The sequence below is a fragment of the Achromobacter sp. Marseille-Q0513 genome, assembly GCF_018195695.1.
Taxonomy (GTDB): Bacteria; Pseudomonadota; Gammaproteobacteria; order Burkholderiales; family Burkholderiaceae_B; genus Achromobacter.
Map to the genome: position 1 here is coordinate 17,721 of NZ_JAGTJY010000015.1, position 20,380 is coordinate 38,100.

16 protein-coding genes and 1 pseudogene are annotated in these 20,380 nt (G+C 67.3%); 12 read left to right on the forward strand and 5 right to left on the reverse strand.

Going from position 1 to position 20,380, the window contains the following annotated elements:
• Positions 1 to 152: 152 nt before the first annotated feature.
• From KDH83_RS05640 to KDH83_RS05660, 5 genes are all read left to right on the forward strand, one after another.
• The gene (locus tag KDH83_RS05640) at positions 153 to 1,760 is read left to right on the forward strand and encodes an ABC transporter substrate-binding protein (RefSeq protein ID WP_212313414.1); all 1,608 of its coding nucleotides are present in this window, start codon (positions 153 to 155) and stop codon (positions 1,758 to 1,760) included.
• Positions 1,761 to 1,849: 89 nt separating this feature from the next.
• Positions 1,850 to 2,821: an ABC transporter permease gene (locus KDH83_RS05645; protein WP_212313417.1), complete on the forward strand. Its 972-nt coding sequence runs from the start codon at positions 1,850 to 1,852 to the stop codon at positions 2,819 to 2,821.
• Positions 2,822 to 2,854: 33 nt separating this feature from the next.
• Positions 2,855 to 3,781, forward strand: coding sequence for an ABC transporter permease (locus KDH83_RS05650; RefSeq protein ID WP_103271959.1), 927 nt, complete (start codon positions 2,855 to 2,857; stop codon positions 3,779 to 3,781).
• Between the two features lie 7 nt (positions 3,782 to 3,788).
• The gene (locus KDH83_RS05655) at positions 3,789 to 5,516 is read left to right on the forward strand and encodes an ABC transporter ATP-binding protein (protein WP_212313419.1); all 1,728 of its coding nucleotides are present in this window, start codon (positions 3,789 to 3,791) and stop codon (positions 5,514 to 5,516) included.
• Positions 5,517 to 5,546: 30 nt separating this feature from the next.
• Complete coding sequence (locus tag KDH83_RS05660) at positions 5,547 to 6,755, forward strand: amidohydrolase family protein (RefSeq protein WP_212313421.1); 1,209 nt, start codon at positions 5,547 to 5,549, stop codon at positions 6,753 to 6,755.
• Between the two features lie 121 nt (positions 6,756 to 6,876).
• Here the strand turns inward: KDH83_RS05660 and KDH83_RS05665 are convergent, their stop codons facing one another.
• Positions 6,877 to 8,346 (reverse strand): YdgA family protein, encoded by a 1,470-nt coding sequence (locus KDH83_RS05665; protein WP_212313423.1) that lies wholly within the window; start codon positions 8,344 to 8,346, stop codon positions 6,877 to 6,879.
• A 301-nt stretch (positions 8,347 to 8,647) separates the two neighbouring features.
• Here KDH83_RS05665 and KDH83_RS05670 point away from each other — a divergent pair, with 301 nt between their 5' ends.
• From KDH83_RS05670 to KDH83_RS05685, 4 genes are all read left to right on the forward strand, one after another.
• Positions 8,648 to 10,195 carry a DEAD/DEAH box helicase gene (locus KDH83_RS05670; RefSeq protein WP_212313425.1) on the forward strand — a complete coding sequence of 516 codons (1,548 nt, stop codon included), beginning with the start codon at positions 8,648 to 8,650 and terminating at the stop codon, positions 10,193 to 10,195.
• Positions 10,196 to 10,246: 51 nt separating this feature from the next.
• The gene (locus KDH83_RS05675; RefSeq protein WP_212313427.1) at positions 10,247 to 10,876 is read left to right on the forward strand and encodes a LysE family transporter; all 630 of its coding nucleotides are present in this window, start codon (positions 10,247 to 10,249) and stop codon (positions 10,874 to 10,876) included.
• A 108-nt stretch (positions 10,877 to 10,984) separates the two neighbouring features.
• Positions 10,985 to 12,592 (forward strand): peptide chain release factor 3, encoded by a 1,608-nt coding sequence (locus KDH83_RS05680; protein WP_212313428.1) that lies wholly within the window; start codon positions 10,985 to 10,987, stop codon positions 12,590 to 12,592.
• 37 nt (positions 12,593 to 12,629) lie between these two features.
• Entirely contained in the window at positions 12,630 to 13,316 is a 687-nt protein-coding gene (locus KDH83_RS05685) for a hypothetical protein (RefSeq protein ID WP_212313429.1), read from the forward strand.
• Between the two features lie 113 nt (positions 13,317 to 13,429).
• Here the strand turns inward: KDH83_RS05685 and bfr are convergent, their stop codons facing one another.
• Positions 13,430 to 13,906 (reverse strand): bacterioferritin, encoded by a 477-nt coding sequence (gene bfr, locus KDH83_RS05690; protein ID WP_103271951.1) that lies wholly within the window; start codon positions 13,904 to 13,906, stop codon positions 13,430 to 13,432.
• Positions 13,907 to 14,306: 400 nt separating this feature from the next.
• Positions 14,307 to 15,221: pseudogene (locus KDH83_RS05695) on the reverse strand (DMT family transporter).
• Positions 15,222 to 15,387: 166 nt separating this feature from the next.
• Here KDH83_RS05695 and KDH83_RS05700 point away from each other — a divergent pair.
• Entirely contained in the window at positions 15,388 to 16,416 is a 1,029-nt protein-coding gene (locus KDH83_RS05700; RefSeq protein WP_212313430.1) for a LysR family transcriptional regulator, read from the forward strand.
• 28 nt (positions 16,417 to 16,444) lie between these two features.
• On the opposite strand, the gene KDH83_RS05705 is transcribed toward KDH83_RS05700, so the two are convergent.
• On the reverse strand, positions 16,445 to 16,726 hold the full coding sequence (locus KDH83_RS05705) for a (2Fe-2S)-binding protein (protein WP_212313431.1): 282 nt from the start codon (positions 16,724 to 16,726) through the stop codon (positions 16,445 to 16,447).
• A gap of 121 nt (positions 16,727 to 16,847) precedes the next feature.
• The gene (gene rpoN, locus KDH83_RS05710) at positions 16,848 to 18,293 is read right to left on the reverse strand and encodes an RNA polymerase factor sigma-54 (RefSeq protein ID WP_212313432.1); all 1,446 of its coding nucleotides are present in this window, start codon (positions 18,291 to 18,293) and stop codon (positions 16,848 to 16,850) included.
• Here rpoN and KDH83_RS05715 point away from each other — a divergent pair.
• Complete coding sequence (locus KDH83_RS05715) at positions 18,292 to 18,915, forward strand: hypothetical protein (protein ID WP_212313434.1); 624 nt, start codon at positions 18,292 to 18,294, stop codon at positions 18,913 to 18,915. The two genes, rpoN and KDH83_RS05715, sit on opposite strands and share 2 nt — an antisense overlap.
• Positions 18,916 to 19,108: 193 nt before the next feature.
• On the forward strand, positions 19,109 to 20,089 hold the full coding sequence (locus KDH83_RS05720; protein ID WP_212313436.1) for a tripartite tricarboxylate transporter substrate binding protein: 981 nt from the start codon (positions 19,109 to 19,111) through the stop codon (positions 20,087 to 20,089).
• The last annotated feature ends 291 nt before the right edge of the window (positions 20,090 to 20,380 follow it).

Consider the following 20,380-nt stretch of genomic DNA (forward strand, 5'->3'; position numbering starts at 1 on the left):
CTCCCGCCGGCCGACGCGCATGCCGCGCCGCGCGGCGTCCATTCCCCAATTCCGTCTCGTCGTAAGCAGCAACGCCATGCCCCGGACTCCTCCAGGGGTCGGGGCCCATTCCTCTGCCGCGCGATCCGCGCACCACACGGAGCATCAGGGCTATGCGTACTTTCCCCGCTTTCAAACAGGCTGCGCTGACGGCGGCCCTGGTTGCCTCGCTGGCCTTCAGCGCCGGCGCCGCCGCCAAGACCTTCCACTGGTCGTACCAGGGCGATGCCTCGTCCATGGACCCGATGGCGCTGAACGAGACTTTCACACTGGGCTTCCAGGGCAACATCTACGAAACGCTGGCCGGCTATGACGGCGAGCTGAAGCTGACGCCGCTGCTGGCCGAGAGCTGGGAAAACCCCGAGCCCACCAAATGGATCTTCAAGCTGCGCAAGGGCGTGAAATTCCACGACGGCTCGCCCTTCACCGCCGACGACGTGATCTTCACCTGGAAGCGCAGCCTGACGCCGGGCTCCGACATGAAGGGCTACGGCGCCAAGGCGTCCGACATCAAGAAGATCGACGACTACACCGTCGAAGTCACCACGCCCGCGCCCAACCCCATCCTGCCGCGCGAATGGGCCTTCCTGTACATCATGAGCAAGACGTGGTCCGAGAAGAACAAGACCACCGAGGCCACCAACATCAAGGGCGACAACCAGGGCAACTACGCCAACCTGCACGCCAACGGCACCGGCCCCTTCATGCTGGCCGAGCGCCAGCCCGACGTGAAGACCGTGCTCAAGCGCTATGACGGCTACTGGAACAAGAACATCAAGACCAATATCGACGAGGTCATCTTCCAGCCCATCACGCAGGAAGCCACGCGCGTGGCCGCGCTGATCTCGGGCGAAATGGACCTGGTGCAGCCGGTGCCGGTGCAGGACTGGAAACGCCTGGAAGACGCCAAGGGCGTCAAGCCGCTGACCGCGCCCGAGGCCCGCGCCATCTTCATCGGCATGGACCAGAGCCGCGACGAGCTGCTGTTCTCGGACGTGAAGGGCAAGAACCCCTTCAAGGATCCGAAGGTGCGCGAGGCCGTGGTGCTGGCCGTGGACACCAAGATCATCAACGACAAGATCATGCGCGGCGCGGCCAAGCCGCTGGGCTCGCTGATCGCCACCTCGATCAACGGCTATGACGAGTCCTACGGCGCGCCGTACAAGCCGGATCCGGAGCGCGCCAAGAAGCTGCTGGCCGAGGCCGGCTATCCCAAGGGCTTCTCCGTCACCATGGACTGCCCCAACGACCGCTACGTCAACGACGAGAAGATCTGCCAGGCGGTGGCCGGCATGCTGACGCGCGTGGGCATCAAGGTCAACCTGCTGGCGCAGACCAAGTCCAAGTACTTCGGCAAGATCCTGCTGCAGGCCGGCAACCAGACCAGCATGTACATGCTCGGCTGGACGCCCAGCTCCACCGACGCGCACAACGCGCTGCTGAACCTGGCCGGCTGCCGCGACGCCAAGACCGCCTCTGGCCAGTTCAACCTGGGCGGCTATTGCAACAAGAAGGTCGACGAGCTGATCACGCAGATCGGCACCGAGACCGACCAGGCCAAGCGCAACGCGATGATCAAGGAGGCCTTCGGCATCGTGCGCGCCGAGTACGGCTACCTGCCGCTGCACCAGCAGCCCATGTCCTGGGGCGTGAAGGACAACATCAAGGTCATCCAGCGCGCCGACGACGTGCTCGACCTGCGCGACGTCGTGCTGCCCTGATATCGGGCGCAGCCTTTGCCGGGCGGCCTCGGCCGCCCGGATCGCGATACGGCCGCCCCCGCCGCCGGCTTTCTTGAGGGCCACACCCCATGCTTTCCTTCATCGCGCAACGACTCTTCCAGTCGCTGCTGGTCATGCTCACCGTGGCGTTGATCGCCTTCGCCATGTTCCGTTACGTGGGCGACCCCCTGGCCACCATGGTGGGCCAGGACACCACGGCGGAACAACGTGAACAACTGCGCGAGCAGCTGGGCCTGAACGATCCCTTCGTGGTGCAGTACGCGCGCTTCGTGGCCGACGCCGCGCGCGGCGATTTCGGCGTCTCGTACCGCCACCGCCGCCCCGTCAGCGAACTGCTGGAAGAACGCCTGCCCGCCACGCTGGAACTGTCCTTCGTGTCCGCCGTCATGGCGCTGGCGCTGGGCATTCCCATGGGCATCTACACGGCGCTCAGGCGCCACGGCGTGCTGTCCAAGGCCTTCATGGCCATTTCGCTGGCCGGCATCTCCCTGCCCACCTTCCTGATCGGCATCCTGCTGATCCTGTTCTTCGGCGTGCAGCTGCGCTGGCTGCCCAGCTTCGGGCGCGGCGACGTGGTCGGACTGGGCTGGTGGACCACGGGCTTCCTGACCAAGTCCGGCCTGCTGGCGCTGATCATGCCCGCCATCACGCTGGCGCTGTTCCAGATGACGCTGATCATGCGGCTGGTGCGCGCCGAGATGCTGGAAGTGCTGCGCGCCGACTTCATCAAGTTCGCGCGCGCCCGCGGCCTGCCGGAGCGGCTGATCAATTTCCGCCATGCGCTCAAGAACACCATGGTGCCGGTCATCACCATCACCGGCCTGCAGCTGGGCTCCATCATCGCCTTCGCCATCATCACCGAGACCGTGTTCCAGTGGCCCGGCATGGGCCTGCTGTTCATCCAGGCCATCAGCACGGTGGACATCCCCGTCATGGCGGCCTACCTGGTGCTGATCGCATTCATGTTCGTGGTCATCAACCTGATCGTCGACCTGCTGTATTTCGCGGTGGACCCGCGCCTGCGCGTGCAGAGCAAGTAAGGCACCTTCCAGGACGAACGTAAAGGAATCCGCATGACCGCCCGCATCGCCCCCTTCTTCGCGCGCGCCGCCGACAGCGACCTCTGGTACAGCTTCAAGCGCTCGCCCGCCGCCGTCATTGGCGCCCTCGTCACGCTGCTGATCGTGCTCGGCGCGGTGTTCGCGCCGCTGATCGCCCCGCAGAATCCCTTCGACCCGGGCCAGGTGCTCATCATCGACGCCAATACGCCGCCGTCCTGGGAAGAGGGCGGCAGCGCGGCCTTCGTGCTCGGCACCGACGACCAGGGCCGCGACATCTTCTCGGCCCTGCTCTATGGCTCGCGCGTGTCGCTGCTGGTGGGCCTGGCCTCGGTCGCGTTCTCGATGGTGCTGGGCGTCACGCTGGGCCTGATCAGCGGCTACGCGGGCGGACGCGTGGACAGCTTCATCATGCGCATCGCCGACGTGCAGCTGTCCTTTCCCGCCATCCTGGTGGCGCTGCTGATCGACGGCGTGGCGCGCGGGCTGCTGCCGCGCGACATGCACGACGAGCTGGCGATGTACGTATTGATCTTCGCCATCGGCACCTCCGGCTGGGTGCAGTACGCGCGCACCGTGCGCGGCTCCACGCTGGTCGAGCGCAACAAGGAATACGTGCAGGCCGCCCGCCTGATCGGCATCGGCCCCGTCACCATCCTGCGCCGCCACATCCTGCCCAACGTGATGGGGCCGGTGCTGGTCATCGCCACCATCCACCTGGCCGTGGCCATCATCACCGAGGCCACGCTGTCCTTCCTGGGCGTGGGCGTGCCGCCGACCGCGCCGTCGCTGGGCACCTTGATCCGCATCGGCAACAGCTACCTGTTCTCGGGCATGTGGTGGATCTCCATCTTCCCCGGCATCGTGCTGGTGGCGCTGGTGCTGTCCGTCAACCTGCTGGGCGACTGGCTGCGCGACGCGCTCAATCCGAAGCTGCGCTGAGAACATCATGGCCCTGTTGAACATCGACGACATCCGCATCGAATTTCCCAGCCGCCGCGGCACCATGGTGGCGGTGGACGGCGTGTCCCTGAGCCTGGAGAAAGGCGAGATCCTGGGCGTGGTGGGCGAATCCGGCGCCGGCAAGTCCACCATCGGCAACGCCGTGATCGGCCTGCTGGAAGCGCCCGGCCGGCTGGCCGGCGGCCAGGTGTTGCTCAACGGCGAACGCATCGACACGCTGACGCCGGCGCAGCAGCGCCGCGTGCGCGGCCGGCGCATCGGCATGATCTTCCAGGATCCGCTGACCTCGCTGGATCCGCTGCAGACCGTGGAAAGCCAGCTGGTGGAAACCATGCAGGTGCACCTGGACCTGTCCCAGGCCGAGGCCGCCAAGCGCGCCGTGCAATTGTTGGCGCAGGTCGGCATCGACAAGCCCGAGCTGCGCGCCAAGCAGTATCCGCACCAGTTCTCCGGCGGCATGCGGCAGCGCGTGGTGATCGCGCTGGCGCTGTGCTGCGAGCCGGAAGTCATCATCGCCGACGAACCGACCACAGCGCTGGACGTGTCCATCCAGGCGCAGATCCTGGAGCTGCTGCGCAAGCTGTGCCGCGAAGAGCAGGTCGGCATGATCATCATCACGCACGACATGGGCGTGATCGCCGACGTGACCGATCGCGTGGCGGTGCTGTATCGCGGCAAGCTGGTCGAAGAGGGCGCCACCGCCAAGATCCTGGGCGATCCCGACCATCCCTACACCCGCAGCCTGATCTCGGCCGTGCCCCGGCCCGACATCAAGCTCAAGCGCTTTCCGCTGGTCACCTACATCGAGGACGTGAAGACGCCGGCACAGCCGCTGGACATCGCCACCCACTGGCTGGGCCAGCGGCGCGACTTCGGCGGGCGTGGCGACGGCCCGCTGGTCGACGTGCGCGGCCTGGGCATGCGCTTCGTGCTCAAGAACGCGTTCCTGAAACGCAACCAGCGCACGCTGGACGCGGTCAAGAACGTCGGCTTCGCCATCGGCGAGGGCGAGGTTTTCGGCCTGGTGGGCGAGTCCGGCTCGGGCAAGTCCACGGTCGCGCGGCTGATCTCCGGGCTGTACACGCCGTCGGCCGGATCGGTGCACTTCGGCGGCACCGACCTGACCGCGCTCAAGGGCGAGAAGCAGCTCAATCCCTTCCGCCGCCAGATCCAGATGATCTTCCAGGATCCGTATTCCTCGCTGAATCCGCGCATGCGCGTGCTGGACATCATCGCCGAGCCCATCCGCTTCCACCGGCTGGCCGACAGCGAGGCGCAGGCGCGCCGCATCGTCGCCGACCTGCTCGACGTGGTGGGCCTGGGCGAGCGCGCCGCCCAGCGCTATCCGCACGAATTCTCCGGCGGCCAGCGCCAGCGCATCTGCATCGCGCGCGCCCTGGCCACGCGTCCGCGCTTCCTGATCTGCGACGAGCCCACCTCGGCGCTGGACGTGTCCATCCAGGCGCAGATCCTGAACCTGCTCAAGGACCTGCAGGAACAGCTCGGCCTGACCATGCTGTTCATCAGCCACGACCTGCCCGTGATCCGCCAGATGTGCGACCGCGTCGGCGTGATGCGCTACGGCGAACTGCTGGAAGTGGCGGACACGGAAACCCTGTTCGATCGCCCGCAACACCCCTATAGCCAACACCTGCTGGGCCTGATGCCGCGCCTGCAATCCATGTCCCGCGAGGGGCTGGACGTGGCCGGCTAGGGCCGCATGCACTGAACCAAGGAACGAGACATGAGCACCTCGCAGCAAACCCTGTTCATCGGCGGCCTGGTATTCGATGGATTGGGCAAGACCCTGGCCGGACACGGCGTGCTGGTCCAGGACGGCCGCATCGCGCGCGTGGCGCCGGCGGCCGAGTTCGAAGGCTATGCCGGCCGCAAGGTCGACACCGCCGGCATGACGCTGATGCCCAGCCTGGCGGACTGTCACGTGCACCTGGTCTACACCGGCGGCCCCGACCCCAACGCGCAGATGAACAAGCAGGGCCCGGCGCAGATCACCCTGACCGCGCTGGAGAACGCGCAGGCCAGCCTGCGCGGCGGCGTCACCGCGCTGCGCGACTGCGGCGGCAAGGACTACCTGGAATTCGGCGTGCGCGACGCCATCGCGCGCGGCGTCTTTCCCGGTCCGGCGATCAGGGCGTCCGGCCGCATCATCTGCATGACCGGCGGCCACGGCAACCGCATCGGCCGCGTGGCCGACGGCTGCGAGGAAGTGGTGAAGGCCGTGCGCGAGCAGGTCCACGCCGGCTGCGACCTGGTGAAGATCATGGCCACCGGCGGCGTCATGACGCCGGGCGTCAGCCCCATGGACGCGCACTACAGCTTCGCCGAGATGAAGGCCGGCGTGCACGAGGCCAAGCGCTTTCGCAAGAGCACGGCCAGCCATGCGCAGGGCACGGAAGGCATCCTGAACGCCGTGCGCGCCGGCATCGATTCCATCGAGCACGGCATCTTCATGGACGAGGAATGCCTGCGCGAGATGCTGGAGGCCCAGACCTACCTGGTGCCCACCATCGCCGCCGTGCGCAACATCGTGGCCAATGCCGACAACGGCATCCCCGCCTACGCGGTGGAAAAGGCCCGCGCCGTCGAACAGCGCCACCGCGAGTCCATCCAGATGTACTACAAGGCCGGCGGCCGCATCGCCATGGGCACCGACGCGGGCACGCCGTTCAACCTGCATGGCGAGAACGCCATGGAACTGGCCTACATGGTCGAGTTCGGCATGACGCCGGTGGACGCGTTGGTCGCGGGCACCTCGCGCGGGCACGACCTGATGGGCATGGACGGGCACGGCGCCATCCAGGACGGCAACGCCGCCGACCTCTTGCTGGTGCAGGGCGATCCGACCCAGGACATCACGAAGGCGGCCGACAAGCGCTTCCATGTGGCGGTGCTGCAGGGCGGCGTGGTCCAGGCAGGCGCCTTGCCTGGGTGAGTATCACGGGCGCAGCGCCGCGTTGCGCTCGCCCACGCCAATGAAAACGGGCTGATGCGCGCAAGGCGCATCAGCCCGTTTCACTGCGACGCCGGCCACCAGGGGCCGGCAGGACGCGCGCTTAGCGCTTGCCCATGAAGCCGCCCATGGCCATCATCAGGAACTGTTCCAGCGGCATCTTCTTGCCGTTGAAATCGACCTGACCGTCAGCGTAGTTCAGGTAGGAAACGACGTTGTCGTTCTCGACCTTGGCCAGGCCCATGGCGCCCGCCATGGTGCCGACCATGTCGGCCTGGCCCTTGGCGGTCTTGAGGGCCTGGTCGGCCGGCGCGCCGTCCTGCTGGGCCTTGAAGGCCATCAGGTCGGCCAGGCTGGCCTTGGACAGCACGACCTTGGCGTCCAGCTTGCGCACGGTCTGCATGGCCACGTCCGGGAAGGGCGCGTCCAGCGATGCGGGCTTGGCCAGGTTCAGATCCAGGTTGAAGGTCGACGCGCCGTTGGCGGTGCGCAGTTGCAGCGGCGCCACCGACAAGCTGGGGTTGCCGGCCAGCAGCAGCTGGACGTTGTCCTTCAGGATCTGCTGCTCTTCGGGCGTGAACTGCGGCGTCTTTTCCTCGCCGCCGCTCTGCAGCATGCGATGCGAGGCCTTTTCATAGACTTCGTTCAGGGCCTTGAGCGCCTTGGGATCCAGGTTCTTCATGTCCAGCGCGAACTTGACGCCGGTGACGTCTTGGTTCTGCACGTTGATCATGCCGAAGTCGAGCACGGCCTTGGCGTTGACGCCGGCGTCGGCCTCGCTCGTGTCGAAGGACATCGAGGTGTCCTTGACGATCACGGGCGGCTGGGTGGCCGAGTTGATCGTCAGCGTCTTGAAGCCGATCTTCTGGCTGCCCATGTACATGTCGCTCTTGCCCGGCGCGCCGTTGCCGGCGATCGTCAGGCCCTGCAGCGCCATGCTGGTGATGTCGCTGTCGTCGGACTTGCCGCCGATCACCAGGCTGTCCGACTGCGCGCTGAAGACGGCGTGCTTGGTGCCGGTGTTGACCTCGACATCGCCCTTCATGCCCGAGAACTTCAGGCTGTTCGCATCCTTGGCGAATTCGACGGCGGCCAGGTCGAACTTGCCGTCGACATTCTTGCCATAGCTGACGCTGTACGAGCCCGACAGCGGCACCGAGCCCTTGGCGGCGGCGAACCATTCCTTGACCGAGGACGTTTCCACGAGCTGGAAGCGGCTGGCGACCATGGCCGGGGCCAGCTTGCCACGGCTCAGGTTCGACAGCGGGAAGGGACCGTGGTCCAGGTATTCGACGAACTCGATCTCGCCGTCATGGCCGGGCTTGCCGTCCTTGGCCGGGATCGAGAACTTGACGCGATAGCGCTCGGTCGACGAGAACACGCCGCGCTCGAACGAGATCAGCTCGATCGAGGGCGTGACGCCGGTGCGCTCGCCGAACTTCTGCAGATCGACGTTGCCATCCTGAATCAGTTGCTTGACGAAGGTTTCGGCCTTCTTGCCCGTGTACCAGGCAGAGCCGGTCCAAACCGCGCCCAGCGCCACGACGATGCCCGCAATTGCCGCCTTTTTCATAGCAATCCTTATTTTCAAATGGATGAAAGCGCACGGATTATAGGGAGTGCGGCCTAGGGAAACTACTTATTTGGTAGAAAGGTCGTGCAATATGTTACTTGGTTATACCAGGACGCCCCTTGCCGCCATGGCCGGCGGCCACATCAGCTACAATCCCGCCGTGCGCTTTGCCAATCTGCGCACGTTCGCCGGGCCCTTCGCCGCCTGGCTTCGCCCTGCAAGGGCGCTTCCCTTTTCTCCTTATTCGTACGCCTGGATTGGAGTCTCTCAACTTGAGCGACGGGCTGCCGCTGGAGTTGTTTTGACTGCCTCTTCTAATTTCGCCGACCTCGGGCTGGCTGATTCCCTGTTGCGCGCCATCGCCGAAACCGGCTACACCGCGCCCACCCCCATCCAGGCCCAGGCCATTCCGCAGGTCCTGAAGGGCGGCGACCTGCTCGCCGCCGCCCAGACCGGCACCGGCAAGACCGCCGGCTTCACCCTGCCCATCCTGCACCTGCTGTCGCAGACCAAGCCCGCCCAGCGCAAGCCGGGCCGCCCGCGCTGCCTGATCCTGACGCCCACGCGCGAACTGACCGCGCAGGTGGCCGAATCGGTGCAGACCTACGGCAAGCACACCGCGCTGTCATCCATGGTGATGTTCGGCGGCGTCAACATCAATCCGCAGATCAGCGCGCTGAAGAAGCCGCTGGACATCCTGGTGGCCACGCCCGGCCGCCTGCTGGACCACTGCGGCCAGCGCACCATCGACCTGTCGGGCGTCGAGATCCTGGTGCTGGACGAAGCCGACCGCATGCTGGACATGGGCTTCATCCGCGACATCCGCAAGATCCTGGCGCTGCTGCCGCAGAAGCGCCAGAACCTGCTGTTCTCGGCCACCTTCTCGGACGAGATCCGCTCGCTGGCGCGCGGCGTGCTGAACAACCCGGGCGAAGTCTCGGTCACCCCGCGCAACACCGCCACCGAACTGGTCACGCAGACCGTGCACCTGGTCGAACAGCACCACAAGCGCGACCTGATCAGCCACATCATCCGCGAAAGCGGCTGGCACCAGGTGCTGGTGTTCACGCGCACCAAGCACGGCGCCAACCGCCTGGCCGAAAAGCTGGTCAAGGACGGCCTGACCGCCGCCGCCATCCACGGCAACAAGAGCCAGTCGGCCCGCACCCGCGCGCTGGCCGGCTTCAAGGAAGGCACGGTCACCGTGCTGGTCGCCACCGACATCGCCGCCCGCGGCCTGGACATCGACCAGCTGCCGCAGGTCGTGAACTTCGAGCTGCCCAACGTGCCCGAGGACTACGTGCACCGCATCGGCCGCACCGGCCGCGCCGGCGCCGGTGGCGCCGCGGTCTCGCTGGTCGACAACAGCGAAATCAAGCTGCTGCGCGACATCGAGCGCCTGATCAAGAAGACCATCGACCGCAAGCCGGTCGAAGGCTGGACCCCGCCCGCCACGACCGCGGCCTCGTTCGAGCGCCAGGAACGGGACGAAGACTCGCGCCAGCCTCGCGGCGGCCAGCGCAACGGCCGCGGCGGTGATCGCGGCGGCGACCGTGGCGACCGCGGTGGCAACGGCGGCGGCCGCGGCCAGCAGCGCCCGGCCGGCGCCGCGCCGCGCGCACCCTCGGGCAACCGCGCCCCCGCCCCGGCCCGCGCCGGCGGCGAAGGCCGCGGCCACGCCCCGCGCGATGGCGAGCGCAAGCCGTCCGACCGTCCGGCCCACGCCGGCCGCAACGAGGCCCGCCCGCAGCAACAGCAGAACCACCGCCGTCCCGAGGGCGCCGCGCGCCCGGCGGGCAACGGCGGCCGTCCCGGCGGCTCGCCGCGGGCCGCGCTGCTCAGCAAGTAATATCTGCGGATAGCCCACACCCAGACAGCGACCCACGGACCCGCGCGCATCATGCCCTTATCGACCTGGTTGACGTTTTTCCTGGCCTCCTGGGCCATTTCGTTCTCGCCCGGCGCGGGCGCGATCTCGGCCATGTCCTCCGGGCTGAAGTACGGCTTCGCGCGCGGCTACTGGAACACGGCCGGCCTGATCATGGGCATCCTGTTCCAGTTCGTGGTCGTGGCCGTCGGCCTGGGCGCGGTGCTGGCCACGTCAGAGATGGCCTTCAACGTGGTCAAGTACCTGGGCGTGGCCTACCTGATCTACCTGGGCGTGCGCCAGATCCGCACCGACGCCGCGCCGGTCGCGGTCGACGCCGGCGATCCCAAGCAGGCGTCGATCCGCGAGCTGGTCATGCGCGGCTTCCTGATCAACACCATGAATCCCAAGGGCACGGTGTTCCTGCTGGCCGTGGTGCCGCAGTTCGTCGACCCGGCGCTGCCGATGGTGGCGCAGTACGCGGCGCTGGCCGGCACGCTGGCCTTCACCGACCTGGTGGCGATGGGCGTGTACACGCTGCTGGCGGCACGCGTGCTGCGCCTGCTGCGCGACGCCAAGCACATCCGCTGGATGAACCGGACCTTCGGGTCGCTGTTCATCCTGGCCGGGGTGTTCCTCGCCTCGTTCCGCCGCCATTCCTGAACCCGACCGAGCGGGGCTCGCCGCCTTCCCGGCGCGAGCCCCGCGCTATTTTGCACGCAGCAGGACCGCGCCGGACCTGAAACACGGCGCCCGAATATTCCACCGATCATGAGCATTCAACAAGAAGTCGCGCGACGCCGGACGTTCGCCATCATTTCCCACCCCGACGCGGGCAAGACCACGCTGACCGAAAAGCTGCTGCTGTTCGCAGGCGCGATCCAGATCGCCGGCAGCGTCAAGGCCCGCAAGGCCTCGCGCCACGCCTCATCCGACTGGATGGAGATCGAAAAGCAGCGCGGCATCTCGGTGGCCTCGTCGGTGATGCAGATGGAATACCGCGACTGCGTCATCAACCTGCTCGACACCCCGGGCCACCAGGACTTCTCGGAAGACACCTACCGCGTGCTGACCGCGGTGGACGCCGCGCTCATGGTGATCGACGCCGCCAACGGCGTGGAGCCGCAGACCATCCGCCTGCTGCAGGTCTGCCGCGCGCGCAACACGCCCATCATCACCTTCATCAACAAGATGGACCGCGAAGTGCGCGAGCCGCTCGCGCTGCTGTCCGAGATCGAAGGGCACCTGGGCATGGACGCGGTGCCGTTCTCGTGGCCGGTGGGCATGGGCAAGGCCTTCGGCGGCGTGTTCGACATCCGCCGCGACCGCATGCGCGTGTTCCGCGCCGGCCAGGAGCGCCGCTCCGACAACGACGACTTCATCGAGGGCTTGTCCAACCCCGAGATCGGCCGCCGCTTCGGCTCGGCCTTCGAACAGGCCAGCGGCGAGATCGAGCTGATCAACGAAGCGGCGCCCGCCTTCGACCGCGCGCAGTTCCTGGCCGGCAGGCAGACCCCGGTGTTCTTTGGCTCGGCCATCAACAACTTCGGCGTGCAGGAAGTGCTGGACGCGCTGGTCGAGCAGGCCCCGCCGCCCGGCCCGCGCACCGCGCTGCAACGCGAGGTGCAGCCCGAGGAACCCAAGTTCACCGGCGTGGTGTTCAAGGTGCAGGCCAACATGGACCCCGCGCACCGCGACCGCGTCGCCTTCGTGCGCGTGAGCTCCGGCCGCTTCGAGCGCGGCATGCGCCTGAAGGTGGCGCGCACCAACAAGGAAATGCGGCCCAACAACGTGGTGTCGTTCCTGTCGCAGCGGCGCGAGCTGCTGGACGAGGCCTATGCCGGCGACGTCATCGGCATCCCCAACCACGGCGTGCTGCAGCTCGGCGACGTGCTGACCGAAGGCGAAACCCTGCAGTTCACCGGGCTGCCGTTCTTCGCGCCCGAGCTGTTCCAGGCCGTCGAAGTGAAGGACCCGCTGCGCACCAAGCAGTTGCGCACCGGCCTCACGCAGCTGGGCGAGGAAGGCGCCATCCAGGTGTTCCGTCCCGAGGCGGCCGGCGGCTCGCTGCTGCTGGGCGCGGTCGGCCAGCTGCAGTTCGAAGTGGTGGCGCACCGGCTCAAGACCGAGTACGGCGTGGACGCCCGCATGCTGCCTTCGCGCTACACCATGGCGCGCTGGATCACGTCCGACAACCCCAAGGCGCTGCGCAAGTTCATGGATGCCAATGCTGCCCATATCGCCTATGATGTGGTCGATGCGGCGGCGTTTTTGATCGGTTCGCCCGCGCAGCTGCGCGTGGCCGAGGAACTGTATCCGGATGTGAAATTCCACGCCATGCGCGAGCATGGCGGCAAGGTTTTCGGAGACAAGGCGTAGACCCGTCCGGGTTCCGCACGGCAGAAGAGGTTTAGCAATGTCTTGGCGTTTATTGTTCGCAACGCTGCTGGTCGCGCTGGGCGCGTCGGCCTGGGGCGGAATTCAACTTGGCGACTGGCTGGTGGCGCATGCCCCGGTCGCCGCGCCCGCGCCCGGCCAGGATGGGGCCGACGGCCAGCAACCGGTGCTGGATGCCAACGGGCGTCCCTATGTGGCGCAGCCGCCGCAGCCGCGCATCGACGGCACGCTGGGCGTGCCCGACAAGCCTGCCGACCGCGAGTGGGCCATCAACACCGTATCGCTGTTCGATTCCGTCAGCGATCCCAACGTCAAGCTGTCGCGCGAGCGCATCTCGGCCGACCAGGCGCGCGAGATCGCCGCGGCCTCGCAGCAGGTGCCGCTGCCCACGGGCACGTCCGACGTCAGCACGCTGGATCTGCAGGCGCCCGGCACCTCGACCGCCGTCAACGGCGGCGCGGGACAGGGCCAGGTCCAGGCCGGCGGCTACGGTTCCGGCCAGATGATGCCCGCGCCTCCGCCCCCGAACACCGCGCAGGCGCCCGGCGCCCCCGGCTGGCAGGACGCGCTCAAGCGCGAGCTGGCCCATTGCGCCACGCAGGGCTTCTTCGAACGCCCCTCGTGTTCCTGGGCCGCGCGCAACAAGTACTGTGCGCCGAACCGCGCCTGGGGCACGATGGCCGAATGCCCGGCCCGTCCGCAGTAACGCGATCGCAGCGATATCGACGCGGCGCTCTGGCCGCGTACAAAAACAAAGGCGCCCCTCGGGGCGCCTTTGTCTTGGGCGGCGATCCTGTGACCGCCGCCAGGCCGTCAACCTTATTCCGGCACCGACATCTGGCTCTGCAGGTAGTTCTGCAGGCCGACCTTGTCGATCAGGTCGATCTGGGTTTCCAGATAGTCGATGTGCTCTTCGGTGTCGTCCAGGATGTCCTGGAACAGATCGCGCGACACGTAGTCACGCACCGATTCGCAATACGCGATGGCTTCCTTGACCGTGGCTTGCGCGCCTTGCTCCAGCTTGAGGTCACAGGCCAGCAGTTCCGGCACGTCTTCGCCGATCAGCAGCTTGTGCAGGTCCTGCAGGTTGGGCAGGCCGTCGAGCATGAAGATGCGCGCGATCAGGCGGTCGGCATGCTTCATCTCGCCGATCGACTCTTCGTATTCGTGCTTGCCCAGCTTGTCGAAGCCCCAGTGGTTCAGCATGCGCGCATGCAGGAAATACTGGTTGATGGCCGTCAGCTCGTTGGTCAGCTGCTTGTTGAGATGCTGGATGACGGTTTTATCGCCTTTCATGATGAGACTCCTTGCAGTCAGGCGCGATGCGAGCACATCGCGACAGGAAGACGCGCGATGCCGCGCGTACGCAACCCCGGCAGACTAACATCCGGTGCGGGGCCGCGCCTAGCCTTGCTCTGCATTTGGTAAACGGCTTTGCAAGCGCAACACGAAAGCGACAGGATAATGAGAATGAGTTTGCGTGAGCGATGCCTTGCACGCGCCACGCAGGCTGCATGCGGCCTGGAAGCGACCATGGCGCCCGATTGCGCGCCTTGATGCGCGTCAAGCGCAGCGCGGATCGCGCGCCGCATCGCTGAAAAGCCCGCGTGCGACGCGCGATCCGCGCTGTTGCATATCTACGACCCCATGAGCGCGGGCGGCGTCATGACGCATCGACCTGCTGGATATCGCGGACTCAATCGGCACGCCGCGTGGCCAGCCAGATGCCGAAAGCGATCGGCACGATGCCCAGCAGGTCCAGCCAGGACACAGGCTCGCTCAACACCAGCCAGCCGAACAGCAAACCCAGCGGCGGCATCAGGAAGTGCAGCGCGCTGGCCGCGGTGGCGCTGGCGCGGCCCAGGATCATGAACCACAAGTAATAGCCGCCAATCGACACGGCCACGATCATGTAGGCCATGCTCCAGAACAGGCTGGCCGTCATGTGCGCCGCGCCCAGATCATCGACCGCCAGCGCGACCGGCACCATCGCGGCCGCGCCGGCCAGCGACTGGATGCCGGTGCCCATCCACAGGTCCGCGGACGGCTTCAGGCGCTTGTACAGCAGCGTGCCCGCCACCAGCGCGATCAGTCCGCCGACCACGAGCAAGGTGCCATGCGCGTCTTCCTGCATGCCGCTCAGGCGCGAGCGCAGCACCACGGCCACGCCGGCCAGCCCCAGCAGCAGGCCCGACAGCTTGCGCCAGTTCAGCCGCTCACCCAGCACCGGCCCGGCCAGCACGCCGATCAAGAGCGGATTGGTGCTGATCAGCACCGCGGTGAAAGCCGATGACACCAGCGTCATGCCCGACCAGCTCAAGCTCAGGTACAGCGTGTTGTTCAGCAGGCCCAGCAAGACCAGCGCGGCGAAGTCGCGCCGGCTCGGCCAGCGCTAGCGGCCCGTGGCCGCGGCCACGCCCAGCATCAGCGCGCCCGCGATCAGGAAGCGCACGGCAAGCAGGGTCATCGGCGGACAATCGCGCACGGCGATCTTGGCGGCGGCGAAGGCGGAACTCCACAGCAGACAGAACGCGGCAACGGGCAACAAGGCGAACGCGGCAGGAGAATCGGCGCGGGCGGGAGATGCGACAGCTAGCGAGGGGGTTTTCATGCGAGTCTCGGAGAGAGGGCGCCGCCGCTGTGGCGACATGCTGGCGGCCATTCTGCGCGCCGCCCTATCCATTGACAAACGCTTTATTCAGATCGAAAGTATTTGAAAATCGAATGCATGAATCCGCCTTCCGTCCGGAAGGCGCGACCTCTTTCCAGACCCCGCCATGCTTGATCTCGACCTGCTGCACAGCTTTGTTTCCGTCGTCGACGCCGGCGGTTTCACGCGCGCCGGCGAACGCGTGCACCGTAGCCAATCCACCGTCAGCCAGCAGATCCGCAAGCTGGAAGAGGCGCTGGAATGCGCGCTGTTCATCCGCGACGGCCGCCAGGTCCAGCTGACCGAGGACGGCGAGCGGCTGCTGGGCTATGCCCGCCGCATGCTGGCGCTGTCCACCGAGGTGCGCGAGGCCGTCAGCGGCCGCCAGCGCGTGGACGTGGTGCGCCTGGGCATCCCGGACGACTTCGCGCCAGAGGCCCTGACGGCCATCCTGGCGGCCTACGCGCGCGAACGGCCGGCGTTGCGCCTGTCGGTGCGCTGCGACCTGAGCGCCGGGCTGACGCGCAGCCTGGAACGCGGTGACCTGGACGTGGCGCTGCTCAAGCGCGAACCCGGAGCCGGCCTGGGTGCGGGCGCGGCGCTGGCGGCCTGGCCGGAACACCTGCACTGGATCGCCGCCGATGCCTGGCCGCTGCCCGATGTCGAACCGGTGCCGCTGGTGGCGTTTCCCCAGGGCTGCATCTACCGCAACCGCGCCATCCACGCGCTGGAAGCGGCCGGCCGGCGCTGGCGCATCGCCTATGAAAGCCCGAACCTGCTAGGCCTGCAGGCGGCGCTGGCCGGCGGCTTGGGCGTGGCGCTGCTGGAGCGCCGCTGCCTGGCCACCGGCCTGCGCATCGTGGACGGACACCTGCCCGGGGCGCCGCCGACCGAACTGGCCGTCCGCCTGGGCGCGGCGGCACGCGAACCGGCGCGCCAGGTGGCGCTGACGGTGCAGGCTTTCTGCGCCGAGACATGGCGCCAGCCATCGCCCTGGACGGTGGAGGGTCAGCGAGAATTCAAGGAATCGGGAGGATCCGCGCGCGTCGACAAGCCGCAAGAGGAAAAGACGGGCGCTGACAGGAAGAACGCGGGGACTGGCGCGGCGGGCGCGCCCAAAAAACAAAAGCCACGGTCGACAACCGTGGCTATGTGATCAAGCCAGATGAATCAGGCTGGAGAAATCAGGCGACGGCCACCCGGATGACCGGATAGGTATTGGCCGCCGGCGCGCTGGCCTGTTCAGTCAGGGCGGCGGGAGGATTGACCGGAACGGCGATCGAGCGCACGTCGCAGACGCTGGAGCAACGGCCGCCGGGCAGGTATTCCGTGGCGGTGGCTGCGCAACAGCCGCAACAGGTCGCCACGCCCAGCTCGAACTGCAGGTCGGCCAGCGTGGTTGCGCCCGCGTCCACGCTGGCGCGGACTTGGCGTTCGGTGATCGCGTTGCATACACAAATGTACATGAGAATAATTATCGAAAATTATTCTCAATCTGGCAAGCGGCTGTCCTAAAAAAATTTGCAACCGATTTGTCACGCAAGTATTTGAAATCAGGGACGAATTTCTAACGATTCGTCCCTGATTTCACCGGACCGAGGCTTGCGCCTTGCGCAGCGCCGCCGGCGCAATGCGCAAGGCCTCGCGGTACTTGGCCACCGTGCGCCGGGCGATCACGATGCCCTGGTCGGCCAGCTTTTCCATGATCTGGCTGTCGGACAGCGGCTTGGCACGATTCTCGTCCGCCACCATCTGGCGGATATGGGTCTGCACCGCCGTGGCCGAGGTGGCGTCGCCGCCATCGGTCGAAACCCCTGTCCCGAAGAAGCGCTTGAGCTCCAGCGTGCCGAACGGGGTGAGCATGTACTTCTGCGTCGTGGCCCGCGAAATCGTGGATTCGTGCAGGCCCAATTCGCCCGCGATGTCCTTCAGGATCAGCGGACGCATGGCCGCCGGCCCCTGGCTGAAGAAGGCCGTCTGGCGTTCGACGATGGCCTGGGACACGCGCAGGATGGTGTCGAAGCGCTGCTCGACGTTGCGGATCATCCACTTGGCCTGCTGCAGTTGGGCCTGCAGGCCGGCGTGGGCCGATTCCTTCTGGTTGCCCAGCATCTGCGCGTACAGGCCGTTGATCTGCAGGCGCGGCACGGCGGCGCTGTTGAGCGTGACCTGCCAGCCGCGCCGGGTCTTGCGCACGATCACGTCCGGCACGGCGTAGTCGGCGGCCGGCACGGTCCAGGCGCGTCCCGGACGCGGTTCCAGGCGCAGGATCAGGGCGTGCGCGGCGCGGAATCGGGTTTCGTCGCAACCCGCCGCCGCGCACAGACGGGCGACATTGCCGGTGGCCAGCAGCGGCAGGTGACGGGCGCAGATCTCGCGGGCGCAGGCCAGCGCCGCCGGGTCGGCCGCTTCGGGCAGGCGGCCGATATCGGGGTGGCGCAATTGCAACAGCAGGCATTCCGCCATGTCCCGCGCGCCGATGCCGGGCGGATCGAATGACTGCAGCAGCGACAGCGCCGCCTTCAGCTCGTCGATGTCCGGCTCCAGCTCGGCGGGCAGCCAGCCCAGGATTTCCTCCAGCGGCGAGCCCAGGTAGCCGTTCTCGTCCAGCTCGTCGATCAGCAGGGCGGCCAAGGCGGCGTCGCGCGGCGCCGCCCGAGTCAGCATCAGCTGGCCCAGCAGATGCTCGCGCAGCGTGTCCGGCATGGCGGCCTCGGGCGGGCCGCCGTCCTCGTCTGGATAGACCCCGCCGGAGCCGGGCATTTCCTCGACGGGCGTGTCGCGCTCGGCGGCCGGCTCGTCGTCCTGCACCGAGGATTCGCGTTCGGACTCCGCCTGCGCCTCGGGCGCCGCGGGCTCGTCGTCGCGCTCGAGCAGCGGGTTGTCCGCCAGCACCTGCGAGATCTCGGCTTCCAGTTCGAGCGTGGACAACTGCAACAATCGGATCGATTGCTGCAGTTGTGGGGTCAGCGTCAGATGCTGACCAGGACGCAGTTCTAAAATCGGACGGGTCATAGGTACAATATTTTGCATGATGAATCAGACTTCGCCCGAGCGCGTTCGCCAGGATAGCCGCCTGATCGGCCAGACCCTGCTCAAACTTGCGCTTCCCAGACTCCTCCTGCGCGCGATCGTGATCGCCGTCGCCCTCATCATCTGGTATTTCGTCGCCAACTGGATACTGGACGCGGGCAAGCGCGTGAGCTTCGAATTCCTGCACTCGCTGGGCCAGCCCACGATGGACATGGTGCAGAAGTTCAGCCCCTACCTGTGGTGGGTCGGGGTCGGCATCTGGAGCCTCATCGTCTTCTTCGCGCTGCGCGCCTGGCTGACCGCCAGCCTGGCCTCCGGCCGCGCCACGCCGGTGCAGACCGAGGTGCTGGCCGAACTGGCGCCGCAGCTGTCCGACGAATCGCTGGGCGTGCTGCGCTGGACCTGGGGCGACCGCGAAGAACCCTTCACCGTCGGCGACCTGCGCCGTTCGCTGTCTGAAATCCGCCACAGCCGCATCGCCAAGATCGACATGGTGGCGCGCCAGGCCGAGATCCTGGAAGGCGGCGGCAAGTCCCGCGCCGGCTCCCGCGACGACGACGCCCCGCGCCGCGAAGCGCGCGCCGACCGCTACGTCGAGCCGCGCATCGGCCCCGCCCGATAAGCGACACCCCTTCCGCGCAACCCGCCAGAAGCCGCCGTCCAGGCGGCTTTTGCATTTCAGTCCCCTGCCAGCAAGCCGCTCCTATACTGGCCGGCCAGGCTCGCGCAACCGCGGGCTGCGCGTCATACCGACACCAAGCGCCGGCGGCCCTGCCGCGGCGACCGCGCGGCCGGCCTCCTGGAGTCCGCTTTCCATGTTCCGCACTTCCGTCCGGTTCGCCGCCAGCATGGCGCTGGCCTGCTCGGCCGCCCTCTCGTTCAGCGCGCCGGCCCTGGCCGCCTGGCCCGACAAGCCCATCACCTTCGTCGCCCCGTTCACCGCTGGCGGCGCCAATGACCTGGTCGCCCGCATCATCGCCAAGGCGGTCGGCGCCGCGCTGAACCAGCCCGTCATCGTCGAGAACCGTCCCGGCGCCGGCGGCGTGATCGGCGCGGCGCACGTGGCGCGCAGCCCGGCCGATGGCTACACCTACCTGGTCGGCAGCAATGGCACCGTCACCAACAGCCTGATCCGTTCCGACCAGCCGTACAAGGACGAGGCGCTGACGCCCGTCGCGCTGCTGTCGATCACGCCGTCGGTGATCGTGACCCATCCGTCCAACCCCGCCAAGGACCTGAAGGACTTCGTGGCGCGCGCCAAGCAGGCCAAGAGCGACCGCATCACCTTTTCCACGGCCGGCAACGGCAGCACGCCGCATTTCGTGGCCGAGATGCTCAAGGAGGCCACCGGCCTGCCGGTCGAGCCCATCGCCTACAAGAGCGGCTCGGAAGGCGTGAGCGCGGTGATCGGCAACCAGGTCGACGCCACCTCCGAGGCCAGCATCGTGACGCTGCCGCTGGTCCAGAGCGGCAAGCTCAAGGCGCTGGCCACCACCTGGGACAAGCGCATGGCCAGCGCGCCGGACATTCCGACCACGGCCGAGGCCGGCTTCGGCACCGTGCGCATCGGCCACTGGGCCGGCCTGTACGCGCCGACCGGCACGCCGGCAGACGTGCTCGACAAGATGAACGCGGCGGTCGAGCAGTCGCTGCAGACGCGTGAAGTGCAGGATGCGCTGCGCCAGAGCAGCATCGAGCCGGGCGGCGGTTCGCGCGCCAGCTTCGCCGAGTTCGCCGCCAACGAGCGCAAGCGCCTGGGCGAAGTGGTCAAGAACGGCCATATGCAGACGCAGTAGGCGCCTGGGCCGGCGCGCGCTCATGCTGTTGCGCGTCCGGCCGCGCGAGCCCCGCGCCACCGCGAAACGCGTGGCTCGCGCCGCGCCTGCCGGCCTGTCGAAAGAACCAGGGATTACCCTGAGACGTCACCGTAAGACAGATACGTCCCTGGCTTTTTCATTTGCGCTTGCACAAAAAGTATGTTTGACTAGCACACCTATGGCCGCTAACCGCAACCCCCTCGCGATTGCCACCGGACGCTACGACGCTCCGGTCGCCGGCCTGCGCGCTTCCTTCTTCAGCGTTGCCTC